The following is a 14,648-nucleotide window of genomic DNA, read 5'->3' on the forward strand; positions in this document are numbered from 1 at the left end:
CTTCCATCTTCCGCGGATGACCGGCTCTGCCGCAATGCACAGGCATTGTGGCAGGGATCAGGGATGGGGTTCTGTTCGATTGCCTGACGTTCACAGCTTCGCGCTGCGAAGTCTGAGCGAGTTCAGGACTACCGAGATGGAGGACGCGCTCATCGCGAAGGCGGCGAACATCGGACCAATCAGGATGCCGAAGAACGGATAGAGGACACCGGCCGCGACGGGCACGCCCGAGGCGTTGTAAATGAGCGCGAAAAACAGATTCTGCCGAATATTGCGCATCGTAGCCCGGGCGAGTTTGCGGGCCCGGACGATCCCGTCGAGATTGCCTTTGACGAGCGTGATCCCCGCGCTCTCGATCGCAACATCCGCGCCCGTGCCCATCGCAATGCCGACATCGGCCTGGGCCAGCGCCGGAGCGTCATTGACCCCGTCACCGGCCATGGCCACCTTGGCACCGCCTTCCTGCAATTCGCGGATGAGCCGCGCCTTGTCCTCGGGAAGCACACCTGCGCGGATGTCGTCGATACCGAGCCGGGCGGCAACCGCCTGCGCAGTCCGCTCATTGTCGCCGGTCGCCATGATAATTGTAAGGCCGAGATTGTGGAGGTCCGCGATGGCCGCCGGAGTGGTTTCCTTGACCGGGTCGGCAACGCTGATGAGGCCGGCAATCTTGTCAGCAACGATCACGAACATGACGGTTTCGCCTTGGTCGCGGCGCGCATTCGCCCTTTCGCTGAGCGCAGCGCCTTCCAAACCGAGGTCCGTCAGAAGCGCGAGGTTGCCAAGCGCGACGCGTTTACCGGAGACCGTTCCCATGACGCCTTTGCCGGTTACGGCCTCGAACTCGCTGGCGGTTTCCATCGCGACGCCGCGTTCGTCGGCGCCGCGGACGATCGCTTCTGCGAGCGGGTGCTCCGACCCGCGCTCGAGCGACGCCGCCAAGCTCAGCACCTCGATTTCATCGTGGCCCTCCTCGGGCATGACCGCGACGAGTCGCGGTCGCCCCTCGGTCAGCGTACCCGTCTTGTCGACGATGAGCGTGTCGATTTTCTCGAAGCGCTCGAGCGCTTCGGCGTTCTTGATCAGAACGCCCGCCTGCGCCCCTCTTCCTGTCGCGGTCATGATCGACATCGGCGTCGCCAGGCCGAGAGCGCAGGGGCAGGCGATGATCAGTACCGCAACCGCAGCAATGAGGGCATAGGCAAGCGCTGGTGCGGGGCCCCAGATCGCCCAAGCAATGAAGGCGAGCACGGCTATGCCGATAACCGCGGGGACGAACATGCCGGCCACCTTGTCGGCGTACTTCTGGATCGGCGCGCGCGAGCGCTGTGCGGCCGCAACCATTTCCACGATCTGCGCGAGCATGGTGTCTGATCCGACACGTTTCGCTTCGATCACCAGGCTGCCTGTTCCGTTGATCGTTGCCCCGGTCACGGCGTCGCCCTCGACCTTTTCGACCGGGACTGGTTCACCGGTGATCATGCTTTCGTCGATCGACGAGCGGCCTTTGAGCACTACACCGTCAACGGGCACCTTGTCGCCTGGGCGGACCCGCAATTGGTCGCCAACAGCCACGTGCTCAAGGGGGATTTCTTCTTCAGTGCCGTCTGCCCTGATGACGCGGGCGGTTTTGGCTGCAAGATCAAGCAGAGCGCGAATGGCCTTACCGGTGCCTTCACGCGCGCGCAGCTCCATGACCTGGCCGAGGAGCACAAGAGTGACGATAACGGCCGCGGCTTCGAAATAGACGCCGACATGTCCCTCTGGATCGCGAAAGCCATCCGGGAAGATGTCCGGTGCCAGGACGGCGACGACACTGAAAATCCATGCGGCGAGAACGCCCATGCCGATGAGCGAGAACATGTTGAGGTTCCAGGTGCGGAACGAATTCCAGCCCCGTTCGAGAAACGGCCATCCGCTCCACAACACGACCGGTGTACCGAGCACCAGTTCAATCCATAGGGTGGCCCGCTCGCCAAATATTTCGCGCACGCCCGGCCAGCCCACATAGGGGCCCATCGTGAGAACAAGCAGCGGCAAGGTGAGGATGGCGCCGACCCAGAAACGCCTTGTAAAGTCGACGAGCTCCGGGTTCGGTCCGTCATCGACCATGGCCGCGGATTCGAGTTCGAGACCCATGCCGCAGATCGGGCACGACCCCATCTTTGGCTGCCGGACCTGCGGGTGCATGGGGCAGGTATAAACCGGTCCGTCATAACCAGCGGGAACGAGATTGTAGCGGCCGTCATCACCGGCAACGGCTTCGCCGTGGCCGCTATGGCTGCAATTAGAATGGTCCATCATCGTCTCCCTGGGTCTGGATAAAGCTGTGCGAAAGTTCCGCCGACAAGGCTGAACTGGGCAGACAGGCGGCGGCGTGCGCTGCTGGCGTGAAACGGGGAACGAGATCAGCCGAACCTGCCGATCCATGGCTGACGATCATTTCAAGTCTGCCGTGCATATTCTTTTCCGCGCTGCGAAAGGTGAGTGTGCGCTTCGCGCGCATCCAATTCCCGTGTACTGTTGCCGGCGCGGAGCATGAAGCGCGCCACTCCATTGTCGAGAAAATAGATCGGTTCGAGGCTCTTTTGTGCGATCACGCGGCAAACAGTTCGGCCATCGAGATCGTGAAAGTAGCAATGGATCAGGGCGCAGGCGTTACCGCCGAGTGCTGATCGTATCGCGTCCATCATCACGCGCTCGAACCCGTCCTTATTGGGGTGCTTGAGAGTCTTCAGATCGGCCTCGATTCCTACGATGCCCCCGCTATCGTCGACGCCGATGAGCAGCGTGCCGCCATCATTGTTGAGAAATCCGGCAATCGTTTTGACCACGACCTGTTGAAGGCTTCGATTTGCGCGCTGCTCACGCGTATCCCAACGCAGCGACGATTTGAATTCCAGCTGTGCGCCCTCGCCTCGGGCGATGAGCAGCGGCAGCTCTTCGGCCAATTGATGCTCCAGAGAGCGGATTATCTGGCGATCAGCCATGAGCCGCAGATGATAAAGACCAAACGCCAGGCCGATTGCGCCGCCGATCACCGCGAAAGCCAGGCTCATGGGCAGCATTTCGATTTCAAATGCCGCGCTCAGTCGATCGACCGCCGAGCCCAACTGCTCAGCAAATGGCACGCTCGCCGCTGCTGCCCCTCCAGACCCATAAACGAGCGCGGTGAGCGGATGAAGGATTAAGACGCCCAGCACTGCCCCGATAACCGTATGCAGGGCCAATCCCCTCTTTTTGCTGAAAGACGAACCGGAAAAGAGTGTGCTGTGCATTGTCATAGGCTTTGCGACCTGTGCGGAATTCGCGGCAGCGGATAAATCCACATTGCCGGTTCTTCACCCGATCCTTTTTCTGAAATAGCGGACGAGCGGGACCCCTAGGATCGCGATATACCAGCCATAGAGAAAGCTGCCGATAGCCCCGGCGAAGAAGCCAGGCCATGTCAACCAATCGAAGCCTGGCAGCAAAGGCGCCCATGCTTCATGCATATGGAAAGTATCGGGCGCGATCAGGCCAAAGGCCACGCAGAGCAGATAGGTAATCAGCAGAAAGACGCTGAGAGCCCAGCCCCAGGCAAGGATTGAACCTTTCGTCGTCGCATTGGTCATCTTTGTCTCCGTCGTATACTATAGGGGGGTATAGTGTATTGCGAACTGCTTTGCAACTGTGTCAAAAGCAGTCAGGAATGAACTCGGCGTCTGGAGAGAACGGCATGAGCGATGATCAAAACCCCAAGTTCCGTGATGTCTTGACCCGAATGCGCAAGATCGAGGGGCAGGCGCGGGGAATATCGAGAATGATGGAAGAAGAGCGCTATTGCGTCGATATCTTGCAGCAGATCCTCGCGCTCGAAGCCGCCGCGCGCGCCGCCAGGACCAAAGTACTCGACATCCATACCAAGCACTGCATCGAACAGGCGCTCTCATCGAACAACAAGGCCGATCAATCGGAGAAGATCGCCGAACTTCTCACTCTCATCGAGCGCATGGCCCGTTAGACCGTCTGGAGCCGATTGAATTGTCGGCTCCAGACGCCAAAGGCTGGTCAGTCGTGCTTGTGTTCGGTCTGCGGCTTTTCAGCCTCGGCGGCCTTTTTCTTGCCATGGCCGGACTGGCCATGGTCCATTTTCGAATGGTCCATCTTGGAATGGTCCATCATCTGGCATGACATTTTTCCGTCCTTGTCCTTCTTCATCATACCCTGCATTTTCTTGCCATCGTGCATCATCTCGCACATTTTGGGCTTTTCAGAAGGGGCCTCCTGAGCAAGGACCGGGCTTGCCGAGAAAGCAAGCGCGCCAGCGACGGTGAGGATCATTTTCATCATTATTCTCCAAAAGTTGGGGGCGTTTTCTTGCCCGTTCAGGGGTAACTTGCGAAAACCGTACGGCCGCCGGGCCCAAAGGCGATGACGTCATAGGGTTGCACACGGTTCTCGTATTCCATGCCAGGCGAACCCAGCGGCATGCCGGGAACGGCAAGTCCGGTGACGCCTGCCGGGCGCTCGCGCAGCAATTTTGAGATTGCTTCTGCCGGGACGTGACCTTCGATGACATATCCCTCGATCACCATCGTATGGCACGACCACAGATCGGAAGGTACGCCCTTGTCGGCTTTCACCGAACCCATGTCGGTGGTGTCGACAGTCGCAACCTCGGCGTCCATGCCGTTCTCGAAATGGTCGGCCCATTTGAGGCAGCAGCCGCAGCCGGGATCGCGATACATCGTGTAGGTGGCCGCCTGGGCAACGTTCGAACAGGCGGCAATTACCAGGAGGGCTGTTGCGGCGAACGAGTTGCGAAAGCGCTTTCGCGCAAACGTGCGGGTCATGCATGGGGACCTTTCTTGTAGCCGCGCCAGAGCGATATCGCTCCGGTGGCGGTCGGGAAGACGTGAAGCCTTTCGGCGTCGGTGAAAATTTCGGCAAGCTGCCGCTCCAGGATACCGTCGGCATTGGGCTGCGTGTCTTCGACACCGTCGAGCTGCTGCACCGTGGCGCGGAAAAGCTTGCGCATAAGGGCGGAGTCCTGAGCCATATAGTCGGCAATCAGCACCATGCCTCCGGGCTGGAGCAAATCGTGCATCTGCTCCAGGATTGCCCGCTTTTCACCCAGCGGAACCTGATGAAAGACGAGGCTGCTGACGATCTTGTTCGGCTGCCATCGCGCGGTCAGGTCGAGGGTATCGAGAAAGCCATTGTGCCAACGGATCAGATCCGCCCCGGCGCCAAACTTGCGGCGCGCGATGGCCAGTGCGGCCGGATCGGGCTCGACACCGACGAGACCCGCGTGCGGACAGCTGATCATAAGATCGCGAAGCAAGGTGCCGGTTCCGCACCCAACATCGATAAGATGATCGCCGAGCGCAAGATTGGCGGCGCGGACAACCGCGCGCCGCCATGTCCGCTCACGTGTAAACAAGGCGAGGGTGAGGTCATAGACCGGGGTCAGCCAGGCTTTGCCAAGGGCTGGCGTGAAGGCTCGGTCGCCTTGAGGAGCGGCTACCCGTCCCACCTACATGATGCCCATATGATTGGGCCCATGCACCATCTCCCCGCCGAAATAGCCTTGTACGATGAGCGCCGCAGCGATCAGCGCCAGAAGCAAGCGCAGCGCGCCTCTCCCCTTTCCGCGCGCAGCAACCCACCAGGCGAGGAGGCTCAATATGGCAATCGTCGTGCCGTTCCAGCGGTGAATGGCGAGATTTTCCGACCGGTCCAGCAGTCGCCATCCACCCGCAAACCATCCGAGCAAAGCCGCAACGACCGCCCCGATCGCGCCGCCGGCTACGAGAAACCGGATCGTCGTCTCAAGCCCCAAGGTCGGGCGCACCATCAAGGCGAGTTCGGCGAGTGCGGCGACGAGGAGAAGCGCAATCGGGAAATGCGCCGCGACCGGATGAAGGCGCGACAGAAGGTCCTCTGCCGAGGTCAGGCGGTTTTCCGTGATTTTCTGCTGCATCATGTCTTCAGGCGACATGGACTGCTGCGCGTTCGGCCTGTCCATCTCTTCCCCGGGCGGCGCAAGCTCGCCGGCATGGGCGTCGTCCGGCATGGCCATACCCTCCTCCATCGCCAGCATTTCAGCGTCGGACATATTGTCCTGATGCCCTTCATGCGCGTGCAAGGGTGCCGAAAGCAGAAAGGCTGCGAAGAGGGCGGCGAGGCCAAGGCGGGTGAATATGCTCATATGCCTTGATACGCGCGAGAATATCATACCCCTCAAGTATTTTTTTGAGGGCTTCGGCGGGCTGTGGCGTAAAGGAGTTACAACAGTTAGAGGTTGCCTATGTCAGATTATCCTTCCCTCGATGCTTCGCTCAAACAGCTGGCCGCGCATGATATTGTGCATGACCCGTCAGACTTCATGGATGGTGTCTGGCAGCGCGCCGGACAGCTTGGCGAGGTTGCCGATCGCCGCCGGCGTGCCGCGCTCTTTTGCAGCCTGTTCGTCATCGGCCTTGGAGCAGGCTTCGGCACGACCATCATGCCCTACAATCAGGGCTCACCTGCGAGTTCCGCCTATAATGATTTTGCGTCGAACGAGCACCTTTCTCCCGCCGCTCTCCTGCATGTCGGGAGCTAGACTTTGACGAACGGACGCCTCCTGCTTGCCGTTCTTCTTGCCGGGCTCGCGGGATGTTTGGGGGCGATCGCGGCCGATCGCTGGCTCAACCACGAAGACAATGGCAGCCTGCACCAGTTCGTGCACGAGGAACTGGTTTTGACCGAAGACCAAAATTCGCGCCTTGAGACCCTCGAAGCGCGCTTTGCTGTCGAGCGCGCAGCGCTTGAGTCGTCTTTGCGCGCAGCGAATGCGAGGCTCGCCCAGGCGATGGACGCCGAGCACGAATATGGCCCCGAAGTAAGCGCGGCGATCGACGATGTGCATGGGCAAATGGGCGAATTGCAAAAAGCCACGGTCCAACACGTCTTCGACATGCGCGAGATACTCGAGCCCGAGCAGCAGCGCCTGTTCGATCGCAAGGTCTCCGAGGCGCTCACCAGCAATTCGCGCGATTAGGCCTCCGTGACGCAGGCGCAAAGCCGGTCCGAGACCGCCCTGGTCGAAGATGCCCGCAGGGGCAGCAAGGCAGCATATGGGACGCTGGTCGAACCCCATATAGCGCGGCTTATTGCTTTGGCGACACGCATGCTTGCGTCTCCGCATCAGGCCGAAGACGCTGTTCAGGACGGGCTTGCTTCGGTCTGGGTCGCCCGGCACCGCCTGGACCCGGACCGTCCTGTTGGCCCTTTTCTGACGACAGTCGTGCTCAACAAATGCCGCGACAGGCTGCGCAAACGCAAAACGGCGCGCTTTTTCGGATTGGAAAGTGACCCAGAAACGCTGGCAATCGTCGACGACGGCCCCGATCCGCAAGAGATCGCGATGCAGCGCCAGGAATTGCGAATGCTCCTGGAGCAAATCGAGCGTCTTCCGATCCGTCTTCGCGAAGCGCTCATACTGGTCAGTATCGACGGACGCAGCCAGGCGGAGGCCGCCGAACTTCTCGGCGTGTCGGAAAAGGCAATCGAGACCCGCATCTATCGTGCCCGGCAAAAATTGCGCGACCGCCTGGAAAATTTTTGAGGGGTAGAACCGGGCCCTGCGTAGTTGAGGGTGTATCGTTCATACAGGAGCTTTCGATGGTCGCGATCAATCGCCGTAAATTTCTGGGGTCTAGCGCAAGCGGGGTCGGAATGCTTGGCCTTGCCGGTGCAATGCCCGCGTGGGCACGCGGAGGTCTCGATGGCACGATCGCGCGCCGCGGGAGCGACGTTCTGTCCGGCGAACATCTTACAATGAGCGTCGCCGACACGACCTTCACCACTGGCTCGCGCCGCGGGCCGGGTGTTGCCGTGAATGGCACCATCCCAGGACCCTTGGTGCGCCTCAAGGAAGGCCAGAACCTGACGGTCGATCTCCTCAATCGGAGTTCGCATGGCACTTCCATTCACTGGCACGGATTGCTCGTACCCTTCCTTATGGACGGTGTACCCGGGGTGAGCATGGCGGCTGTTGAGCCGGGCGATACCTATCGTTACCAGTTTCCCATCCGCCAGTCGGGCACCTATTGGTGGCACGCGCATACGCTGCAGGAGCCGCTTGGCCATTACGGCCCCCTGATCGTCGACCCGATCGAGCCCGAACCGTATGAATACGATCGCGATTATGTCGTGATGCTGTCTGACTGGTCGACCATGAGCCCCTATTCGATCATGAAGAAACTCAAGGTCGCCGAGGGCTACTTCAACTATGGCAAAACCACCTGGACCGACGACTACGACATGAGCGGCGAAGAGCGCCGAATGTGGGCGCGCATGCGGATGATGCCGACCGACATCTCCGACGTGAGCGGCGCGACCTACACCTTCCTCATCAATGGTCACGGGCCCGAAGACGATCTCGAATACCTTTTCCAGCCAGGAGAGAGGGTCCGCCTGCGCTTTATCAACGGCGCCGCGATGACCTATTTCAATATCCGCATCCCTGGCCTGCCGATGACCGTGGTTCAGGCCGATGGCCAAAACGTACAGCCGGTCGAGACCGACGAGTTCCAGATCGGTGTTGCTGAAACCTACGACGTGATCATCGAGCCGCGCGGCGAGGCCTATTCGCTCGTCGCCGAGGCCACCGACCGTTCGGGCATGGGCGTGGCGACCCTTGCCAGTCGCCCCGGCGCCCGGGCCAGCGTCCCGCCCCTGCGTAAACCGCCGCTTCTCACCATGACCGATATGGGCATGGCCGGGCACGGCGATAGCGCAGGCGCTGCTGGAGACGGGCATGCGGGTCACGGTGCAGCTGCGGCCGGTGCCGCGGCAAGCATGGATCAAGGCGCGGGTGGCATGGCCGGAATGGATCATGGCTCCAGCGGTGGATCCGAGATGGCTGGGATGGCCGGCATGTCGGGTATGAACATGCGCGATACATCACTGCTTCCGCCTAATGTGAAAGTGGGTCCAGGGATCGACTCGGTTGCCATGAATCCTATCGACCGGATGGATTTTCCTGGCCTCGGGCTCGACGATGTGAGCCACCGCGTGCTCAATTACAACCAGCTTATCGCCGCCAAGCCCAATACCGACAACCGGCGCCCGAGCCGGCTCAAGACGATCCATCTAACCGGCAATATGGAGCGGTATATGTGGTCGTTCGACGGGAAGAAGTTCGACGAGATCACCGAGCCGATTCAATTTGCCTATAACGAGCGCGTGCGCGTCAAGCTCATCAACAACACCATGATGGCGCATCCGATCCATTTGCACGGACACTTCTTCGAGCTCGTGAACGGGGCCCCGGCCGACCGTCAACCGCTCAAACATACGCTGACGGTCCAGCCCGGCGGCAGTGCGCAATTCGACCTGACCGCCAATGAACGGGGTGACTGGGCGTTCCACTGTCATCTCTTTTACCACATGCATAACGGAATGTTTCAGGTGGTGACGGTCCGACCGCTCGAGGGAGGAGAAGGCTGATGAAGCGCGCGACCATGATGATCGCCCTCCCCCTGCTCGCGGTTCCGGCAACCGCGATGGCGCAGCAGCATGATCACGATCCGCAGGCTGCCGAACCGCAGAGCCAGGCCGGGCAAGCTGCTCAAGACGACGTGGCTGCGAGCGAGGCGCACGATCACCATGCGCCGGATCAACCGCAGATGGATCACTCCCGGATGCAGCATCCTCGGGAGGAGGTCCAAGATCCGGAGGTAGTGGATCATTCGGCCATGGATCATGGGGCGGCCCAGCATGGCGCGATGCCCATGACCGGCAAGGAGGATGAGGGCGGCATGTCGCAAATGGATCATTCCGCGATGGGCCATGGAGCATCCGCCGACCATATGGCGATCCCGGAAGGCCCTCCCCCGCCTGAAGCGCTACAGGGCCCCGCCTTTGCCGCCGATGCCTTTGTCGGCGCAGAGGAAATGGCTGCGTCTCGGGCGGCCGTCACCAAGGAAGTGAGCGGAACGCCGGTATTCTGGTTTCAGGGCGACCGGCTCGAATACCGCCTGCGCGAGGGCGACGACGGCTATTTGTGGGACGTCCAGGGTTATTATGGCGGTGACTACAACAAGTTCTGGTTCAAATCCGAAGGCGAAGGCAGCTTCGGCGAGACCATTGAAAGCGCCGAAGTGCAGGCGCTTTGGAGCCGTGCCATTGCGCCTTTCTTCGATTTTCAGGCGGGCGTGCGGCAGGATTTACCGGGCCTGAACGCACCCATGCGGTTGTGGGCATCCAAGGGCTCGTTCCCTATGAGTTCGAGGTCGATGCAGCAGCATTTCTGTCGAACAAGGGCGATCTTACCGCACGAATTGAAGGTGAAATCGATCAGTTCATCACACAGCGTCTGATCGTGCAGCCGCGCGGCGAAATCGCGCTGTCAGCACAGGACATTCCTGAACTCGGGATCGGCGCAGGGATCGATACGATTGAGGCCGGCATTCGCCTGCGTTACGAATTCGCGCGCGAATTCGCGCCCTATATCGGCATCGACCAGGAATGGAAGATCGGCAACAGCCGCGATTTCGCAAGGGCCGCCGGCGAGGACCCCAGCGTAACGAACTACGTCGTCGGCGTGCGGTTCTGGTTTTAGGTCAAGGGAGAAGAAACTGACATGATGAACACTCTATTGCGAGTGCGGGTAGTTGCACTAGCCATTGCTGCGGCGCCAGTGCCGGCTGGGGCGCAGGACATGGACCATTCCGGACATGGGACACATCATTCCGACAAGACAGGTTCGGCCAGCGAAGATGTGTCGGGCGCTGAAGATATTCTTGAGGCTTATCGCGCCGCATTGGTGTCGCGCGATGCCGAAGGCATGTCGGCCCTGTTTGCGGAAAACTCCGCGATCTTCGAGAATGGCAAGGCCGAGGGGAGTTTCGCCAATTACATGGAGCACCATCTCGGTCCGGAGCTCGACGCGATCACAAGCTTTACTTTCACCGACCCGACGCTGACGGTGACCCGTAAGGGCCATATGGCCTATGGCTACGAAACCTACGGCTACCGGATCGAGCTCGAGGACGGGCGCGTGATCGAGCGTGACGGGGTCGCGACCTCGGTCCTTTCGCACGATGAATCGGGCTGGAAGATCGTGCAGTACCACTCCTCCTCGCGCGCGCCGCGGCGGCCCTGACCCGCTACGGAGCGGCGAGACAGTTGGCTTCGCGGTCCCTCAAACTGCGCTTGCATGTCTTTGGCAGCAAGCTCCACAAGTGGTTGGCGCTCCTGATCGGGGCGCAAGTTCTGCTGTGGATGGGCACCGGTGCCTTGATGTCCTTTCTCGATCTGGAGGAGGTACGCTCGGAGCATGTCGTGTCCCGGTCTGCGCAAATATTGCCTGCCGGGGCCGAGTTACCCGAATGGCTGGAAAGGCAAGATGATGTGGTTTCGGTTGCCACACGTGCTCTCGACGGCAAGGTGGTGACCGAAGTGCGGCGAGCGGATGGCGATGTCACGCTACATGATCCGCGTAGCGGACGATTGCTCTCCCCCATCTCGGCCGCGACGGCGCGCGCCATCGCTCGCCGCGCCTGGATTGGCCCGGAAACCTCGGTCCACACCGCGCGGCTTATCGAACGCGAGGTCGGGACCGAATTCAGGGGCCCCTTCCCGGCCTGGCAGGTCAGTTATGACGATCGCGATGCGACGCGCGTCTATATCGATGCTTCCAGCGGAACGGTCCTGTCAGCGCGAAGCGATACTTGGCGGCTCTTCGATTTCATCTGGGGCCTTCACATCATGGACTGGACCCAGCGCGACCGCATCAACAGCTGGTGGCTTCTCCTGTTTGGTATCGCAGGGACGTTCATTGCCCTTTCGGGATTTGTTCTGCTGGCCAACAGGCTGCCAAGGATCGGATGGCTGAGACGAAAATGAAAGTCCGTCTCCTGGCCGGATGACATATCCTGTTCAAGACGCCTCTCTCCAACGTCAGGAACGCCTGGCCCGGAACCATTGAGGAACCCCTCGTTGCGGCGGGATGCAGCATACCCTTGGCGGGATAGCGGAGCGTGGGGGGACGCCATGAACCAGATCGTCACGCCTCCCAGTCAACTCGGAGCCGTGATCCAGACCCATCGCCTCGGCAAGGGCCCGACCCAGACCGAGCTCGCCACCCTCGCCGGCACGCAGCAGAAAACCATCTCGGCAATCGAGAACGGAAGCGCAGGAACCAGGCTCGACACGCTCATCAGTGTCATCGCAGTCCTCGGCCTCGATCTCCAGATCGTGCCGCGTCAGAACGGCAGCATATCGATCGAGGACGTCTTCTGAATGGCGCGCTAAAAGACCCATGCGCCCCTCGATGTACTTATCAACGGCAGGCTGGTCGGCCGTCTCGAAAGGGCAGCAAGCGGTGCAACCAGTTTCCGATATTCCGAAGAGTGGCTTGCTTGGGAGCATCGCTTCGCGGTATCGCTCTCGCTGCCTCTGACCCCGGCGGCCTATCGCGGCGCGCCGGTCGTCGCCGTGTTCGACAATCTTCTCCCGGACAGGAATGCAGCACGCCGCCGCGTGGCGGCGCGCATGGGTGCCCAGGGCACCGACTTCTATAGTCTGCTCGAAGCCATCGGACGCGATTGCGTCGGTGCCATGCGGTTCCTGCCCGAAGGAACAGATCAAGCGCAGACTGCCGACATCGAAAGCGAACCGGTCAGCGAGACCGAGGTCGAGGCGCTCCTCGCCGATCTTGCGCAGGCTCCACTTGGCGTCGATCGGGAGCAGGAATTCAGGATCTCGGTCGCGGGTGCGCAGGAAAAGACGGCCCTGCTTCGCATCGATGGAAAATGGCACCGACCGGCCGGTGTGACCCCGACAACTTACATCCTGAAGCCGGAACTTGGACAGATACCCAGCGCCGACGGGATGATCGACATGTCGAACAGCGTCGACAACGAGCACTATTGCATGACGCTGATGAAGGCGTTCGGCCTGTCGGTCGCAGCGACAGAGATCGCGACCGTCGGCCAGCGCCGAGTTCTCGTCGTCGAACGGTTCCACAGGCACTGGCGCAACGCCAAGCAAATCCTGTGTCTGCCGCAAGAGGACTGCTGCCAAGCACTCGGCTATCCGCCCACGCACAAATATCAGAGCGATGGCGGCCCGAACATGAAGGATATCTTCGGCCTGTTGCTGCGCGGTGCTGACGATCCGCAAGCCGACGCAGCCGCCCTTTTCAAGAGCCAGATCCTCTTCTACGATGTGCTCTCGGCCCAACCGGCCGTCGACTCCGACCAGATTGCGCAGAACAGGTTCCCCCTCGCGATGTCCGCAGGCACCAACCATCACTACCGGCTGAACGGGGTGACCGGTCGGCATTTTGTCCAGTCGGGCAAGTCAGCGGGGCTTGGCACAGGCCTCATGCGTGCAGCCATCAGCGAACTAATGGACCGGGCACGTGATGCGCCGACGGTAGCGCGCGAAGCGATGCCGGTGGACTTCGCCGAACCTGTTCATGACAGCATTGCTGCGGCCCTGGCGACCCGATTGTCCGGGCTTTCGAGCGCGCTTGAGGAGCTATAGCTTTGGCATCCGCCAACGAAGTCATCGCCCGCCCTTTGCTGCAGCCCATCGCCACCTAATTTTTTGACGAAGAGCATCCCTTAAGCGCGCCCGTCCTCGGCTCCTTTCGCTTTTGGCTGAACGTCACTCGATGATTTGACGGTCGTTAGCCATACGCCCGCGGTTGCAATTGCTGTGCCCGTGATGATCAGGGGTGTAAGCCTTTCACCAAAGAAGGCAGCGCCGATCGTTAGACCGAAAACGGGCACCAGGAAGCTGAATACATTGGCCTTCGAGAGTTCGATTTTGCCGAGCGTATATTGCCACAGCCAGAATGCGAGGGCTGTACCTGGGATCGCTAACCCAAGCAGGCTTGCGATGAAAACCGGCGACCAGTCGATTTGCCCCTGATCTTCGGTAAGCAAAGCCAGAAACGCGAGCGGGATAGCGCCGATGAGGAGTTGAAGGCCCATGGCGATCGCTGCGTCGACGCGCCCCGAGAGCTTCTTGATGGCGATGTTGCCCACGGCAACGCCGAAGGCCGCAAGCAGCACATATGCAAAGCCGGTTGAGAGCGCCAGCGGACCTTGGAGAATTCGCGGGCCAGCAATAATGAGGATTCCCGCAAAGCCGAGCCATAGCCCGATCCAGCCTTTGGAGGACAGGCGCTCGCGGAGAAACAGAAAGGCGAGACCTGCCGCGATGAGGGGTTGGCTGTTGGCGATGACGGTTGCAAGGCCGGGCGAAACGAACTCCGCAGCGTGGAACATCCCGTAGTAACCCAGCCCCGTCATGCCGAGACCGGCAAGAATGATCCATCCCCAGATGCTTCCATCGCGCGGAAAGGGCTTTCTGAGAATGATACCGACCGCCAGTAACGTGGTGCCTGCAAGAACCGCGCGCAGCACGGCGAAGGTGAGATGGGGCGCGCTGTCGAGACCGACCGTTATGAGCGGATAGCAGGACGCCCAAAGAAGCATCACAAAGATTGCGGAAAGACGCGCTGGCATAGTAGGTTAAGCAATAGCCTTCCATCCCGGTGCCCACAATGGTGGGATGCGCAGGTCCAGCCTATGGATCGTCACGCCGAACAGCGAACTTGGATCAATGACCGTCAAGAGATCCCTTTGTATTACTTCGCAAGC

Annotated in this window: 17 protein-coding genes and 1 pseudogene; 10 read left to right on the forward strand and 8 right to left on the reverse strand. The window is 60.7% G+C overall.

All coding sequences use genetic code 11. The features are described from left to right. Positions 1-90: 90 nt before the first annotated feature. The 3 genes from T8T98_RS07780 to T8T98_RS07790 all read right to left on the reverse strand — a co-directional run bounded on the left by T8T98_RS07780 (position 91) and on the right by T8T98_RS07790 (position 3,614). Complete coding sequence (locus T8T98_RS07780) at positions 91-2,304, reverse strand: copper-transporting P-type ATPase (protein ID WP_230293300.1); 2,214 nt, start codon at positions 2,302-2,304, stop codon at positions 91-93. Positions 2,305-2,444: 140 nt separating this feature from the next. After that, positions 2,445-3,278, reverse strand: coding sequence for an AlbA family DNA-binding domain-containing protein (locus T8T98_RS07785; RefSeq protein ID WP_322295892.1), 834 nt, complete (start codon positions 3,276-3,278; stop codon positions 2,445-2,447). 63 nt (positions 3,279-3,341) lie between these two features. After that, positions 3,342-3,614: a DUF5676 family membrane protein gene (locus T8T98_RS07790; RefSeq protein ID WP_230293298.1), complete on the reverse strand. Its 273-nt coding sequence runs from the start codon at positions 3,612-3,614 to the stop codon at positions 3,342-3,344. A gap of 104 nt (positions 3,615-3,718) precedes the next feature. Between T8T98_RS07790 and T8T98_RS07795 the strand changes: the two genes are divergently transcribed. Continuing rightward, the gene (locus T8T98_RS07795) at positions 3,719-4,003 is read left to right on the forward strand and encodes a metal-sensitive transcriptional regulator (RefSeq protein WP_046905158.1); all 285 of its coding nucleotides are present in this window, start codon (positions 3,719-3,721) and stop codon (positions 4,001-4,003) included. 47 nt (positions 4,004-4,050) lie between these two features. Here T8T98_RS07795 and T8T98_RS07800 read toward each other — a convergent pair whose 3' ends face one another. The 4 genes from T8T98_RS07800 to T8T98_RS07815 are packed head-to-tail and all read right to left on the reverse strand — an operon-like array spanning position 4,051 to position 6,193. Continuing rightward, positions 4,051-4,332 (reverse strand): hypothetical protein, encoded by a 282-nt coding sequence (locus T8T98_RS07800; protein WP_046904114.1) that lies wholly within the window; start codon positions 4,330-4,332, stop codon positions 4,051-4,053. 35 nt (positions 4,333-4,367) lie between these two features. Further along, positions 4,368-4,835: a DUF411 domain-containing protein gene (locus tag T8T98_RS07805; RefSeq protein WP_230293297.1), complete on the reverse strand. Its 468-nt coding sequence runs from the start codon at positions 4,833-4,835 to the stop codon at positions 4,368-4,370. Continuing rightward, positions 4,832-5,518 carry a class I SAM-dependent methyltransferase gene (locus T8T98_RS07810; RefSeq protein ID WP_230293296.1) on the reverse strand — a complete coding sequence of 229 codons (687 nt, stop codon included), beginning with the start codon at positions 5,516-5,518 and terminating at the stop codon, positions 4,832-4,834. Before T8T98_RS07810 ends, T8T98_RS07805 begins: the two co-directional genes overlap by 4 nt. Further along, positions 5,519-6,193: a DUF2231 domain-containing protein gene (locus T8T98_RS07815; protein WP_053059237.1), complete on the reverse strand. Its 675-nt coding sequence runs from the start codon at positions 6,191-6,193 to the stop codon at positions 5,519-5,521. A 99-nt stretch (positions 6,194-6,292) separates the two neighbouring features. Here T8T98_RS07815 and T8T98_RS07820 point away from each other — a divergent pair, with 99 nt between their 5' ends. From T8T98_RS07820 to T8T98_RS07860, 9 genes and pseudogenes are all read left to right on the forward strand, one after another. Then, positions 6,293-6,589 (forward strand): hypothetical protein, encoded by a 297-nt coding sequence (locus T8T98_RS07820; RefSeq protein WP_230293295.1) that lies wholly within the window; start codon positions 6,293-6,295, stop codon positions 6,587-6,589. 3 nt (positions 6,590-6,592) lie between these two features. Continuing rightward, a complete protein-coding gene (locus T8T98_RS07825) occupies positions 6,593-7,027 on the forward strand; it encodes a periplasmic heavy metal sensor (protein WP_219148329.1) in 435 nt (144 codons plus the stop codon). A gap of 6 nt (positions 7,028-7,033) precedes the next feature. Next, on the forward strand, positions 7,034-7,594 hold the full coding sequence (locus T8T98_RS07830; RefSeq protein ID WP_230293294.1) for an RNA polymerase sigma factor: 561 nt from the start codon (positions 7,034-7,036) through the stop codon (positions 7,592-7,594). Between the two features lie 56 nt (positions 7,595-7,650). Further along, on the forward strand, positions 7,651-9,480 hold the full coding sequence (locus T8T98_RS07835; protein ID WP_230293293.1) for a copper resistance system multicopper oxidase: 1,830 nt from the start codon (positions 7,651-7,653) through the stop codon (positions 9,478-9,480). 446 nt (positions 9,481-9,926) lie between these two features. Beyond that, positions 9,927-10,594, forward strand: a pseudogene (locus T8T98_RS07840) (copper resistance protein B). A 99-nt stretch (positions 10,595-10,693) separates the two neighbouring features. Further along, positions 10,694-11,137 carry a YybH family protein gene (locus tag T8T98_RS07845; RefSeq protein ID WP_230293291.1) on the forward strand — a complete coding sequence of 148 codons (444 nt, stop codon included), beginning with the start codon at positions 10,694-10,696 and terminating at the stop codon, positions 11,135-11,137. Positions 11,138-11,220: 83 nt separating this feature from the next. Further along, positions 11,221-11,880 (forward strand): PepSY domain-containing protein, encoded by a 660-nt coding sequence (locus T8T98_RS07850; RefSeq protein WP_230293290.1) that lies wholly within the window; start codon positions 11,221-11,223, stop codon positions 11,878-11,880. Positions 11,881-12,027: 147 nt separating this feature from the next. Then, entirely contained in the window at positions 12,028-12,276 is a 249-nt protein-coding gene (locus tag T8T98_RS07855; protein ID WP_230293289.1) for a helix-turn-helix domain-containing protein, read from the forward strand. 51 nt (positions 12,277-12,327) lie between these two features. Further along, a complete protein-coding gene (locus T8T98_RS07860; RefSeq protein WP_230293827.1) occupies positions 12,328-13,524 on the forward strand; it encodes a HipA domain-containing protein in 1,197 nt (398 codons plus the stop codon). A gap of 80 nt (positions 13,525-13,604) precedes the next feature. On the opposite strand, the gene T8T98_RS07865 is transcribed toward T8T98_RS07860, so the two are convergent. Continuing rightward, entirely contained in the window at positions 13,605-14,513 is a 909-nt protein-coding gene (locus T8T98_RS07865; RefSeq protein WP_230293288.1) for a DMT family transporter, read from the reverse strand. Positions 14,514-14,648 lie beyond the last annotated feature (135 nt).

Origin of the sequence: Pelagerythrobacter marinus (genome assembly GCF_034375205.1) — a bacterium.
Classification (GTDB): Bacteria; Pseudomonadota; Alphaproteobacteria; order Sphingomonadales; family Sphingomonadaceae; genus Pelagerythrobacter; species Pelagerythrobacter marinus.

Bases quoted from the DNA above. Each gene is read 5' to 3' on its own strand.
- T8T98_RS07795 (WP_046905158.1), top strand. From the start codon at position 3,719: ATGAGCGATGATCAAAACCCCAAGTTCCGTGATGTCTTGACCCGAATG.
- T8T98_RS07805 (WP_230293297.1), bottom strand. From the start codon at position 4,835: ATGACCCGCACGTTTGCGCGAAAGCGCTTTCGCAACTCGTTCGCCGCA.
- T8T98_RS07780 (WP_230293300.1), bottom strand. From the start codon at position 2,304: ATGATGGACCATTCTAATTGCAGCCATAGCGGCCACGGCGAAGCCGTT.
- T8T98_RS07835 (WP_230293293.1), top strand. From the start codon at position 7,651: ATGGTCGCGATCAATCGCCGTAAATTTCTGGGGTCTAGCGCAAGCGGG.
- T8T98_RS07785 (WP_322295892.1), bottom strand. From the start codon at position 3,278: ATGCACAGCACACTCTTTTCCGGTTCGTCTTTCAGCAAAAAGAGGGGA.
- T8T98_RS07790 (WP_230293298.1), bottom strand. From the start codon at position 3,614: ATGACCAATGCGACGACGAAAGGTTCAATCCTTGCCTGGGGCTGGGCT.
- T8T98_RS07865 (WP_230293288.1), bottom strand. From the start codon at position 14,513: ATGCCAGCGCGTCTTTCCGCAATCTTTGTGATGCTTCTTTGGGCGTCC.
- T8T98_RS07855 (WP_230293289.1), top strand. From the start codon at position 12,028: ATGAACCAGATCGTCACGCCTCCCAGTCAACTCGGAGCCGTGATCCAG.
- T8T98_RS07815 (WP_053059237.1), bottom strand. From the start codon at position 6,193: ATGAGCATATTCACCCGCCTTGGCCTCGCCGCCCTCTTCGCAGCCTTT.
- T8T98_RS07845 (WP_230293291.1), top strand. From the start codon at position 10,694: ATGGACCATTCCGGACATGGGACACATCATTCCGACAAGACAGGTTCG.
- T8T98_RS07820 (WP_230293295.1), top strand. From the start codon at position 6,293: ATGTCAGATTATCCTTCCCTCGATGCTTCGCTCAAACAGCTGGCCGCG.
- T8T98_RS07800 (WP_046904114.1), bottom strand. From the start codon at position 4,332: ATGATGAAAATGATCCTCACCGTCGCTGGCGCGCTTGCTTTCTCGGCA.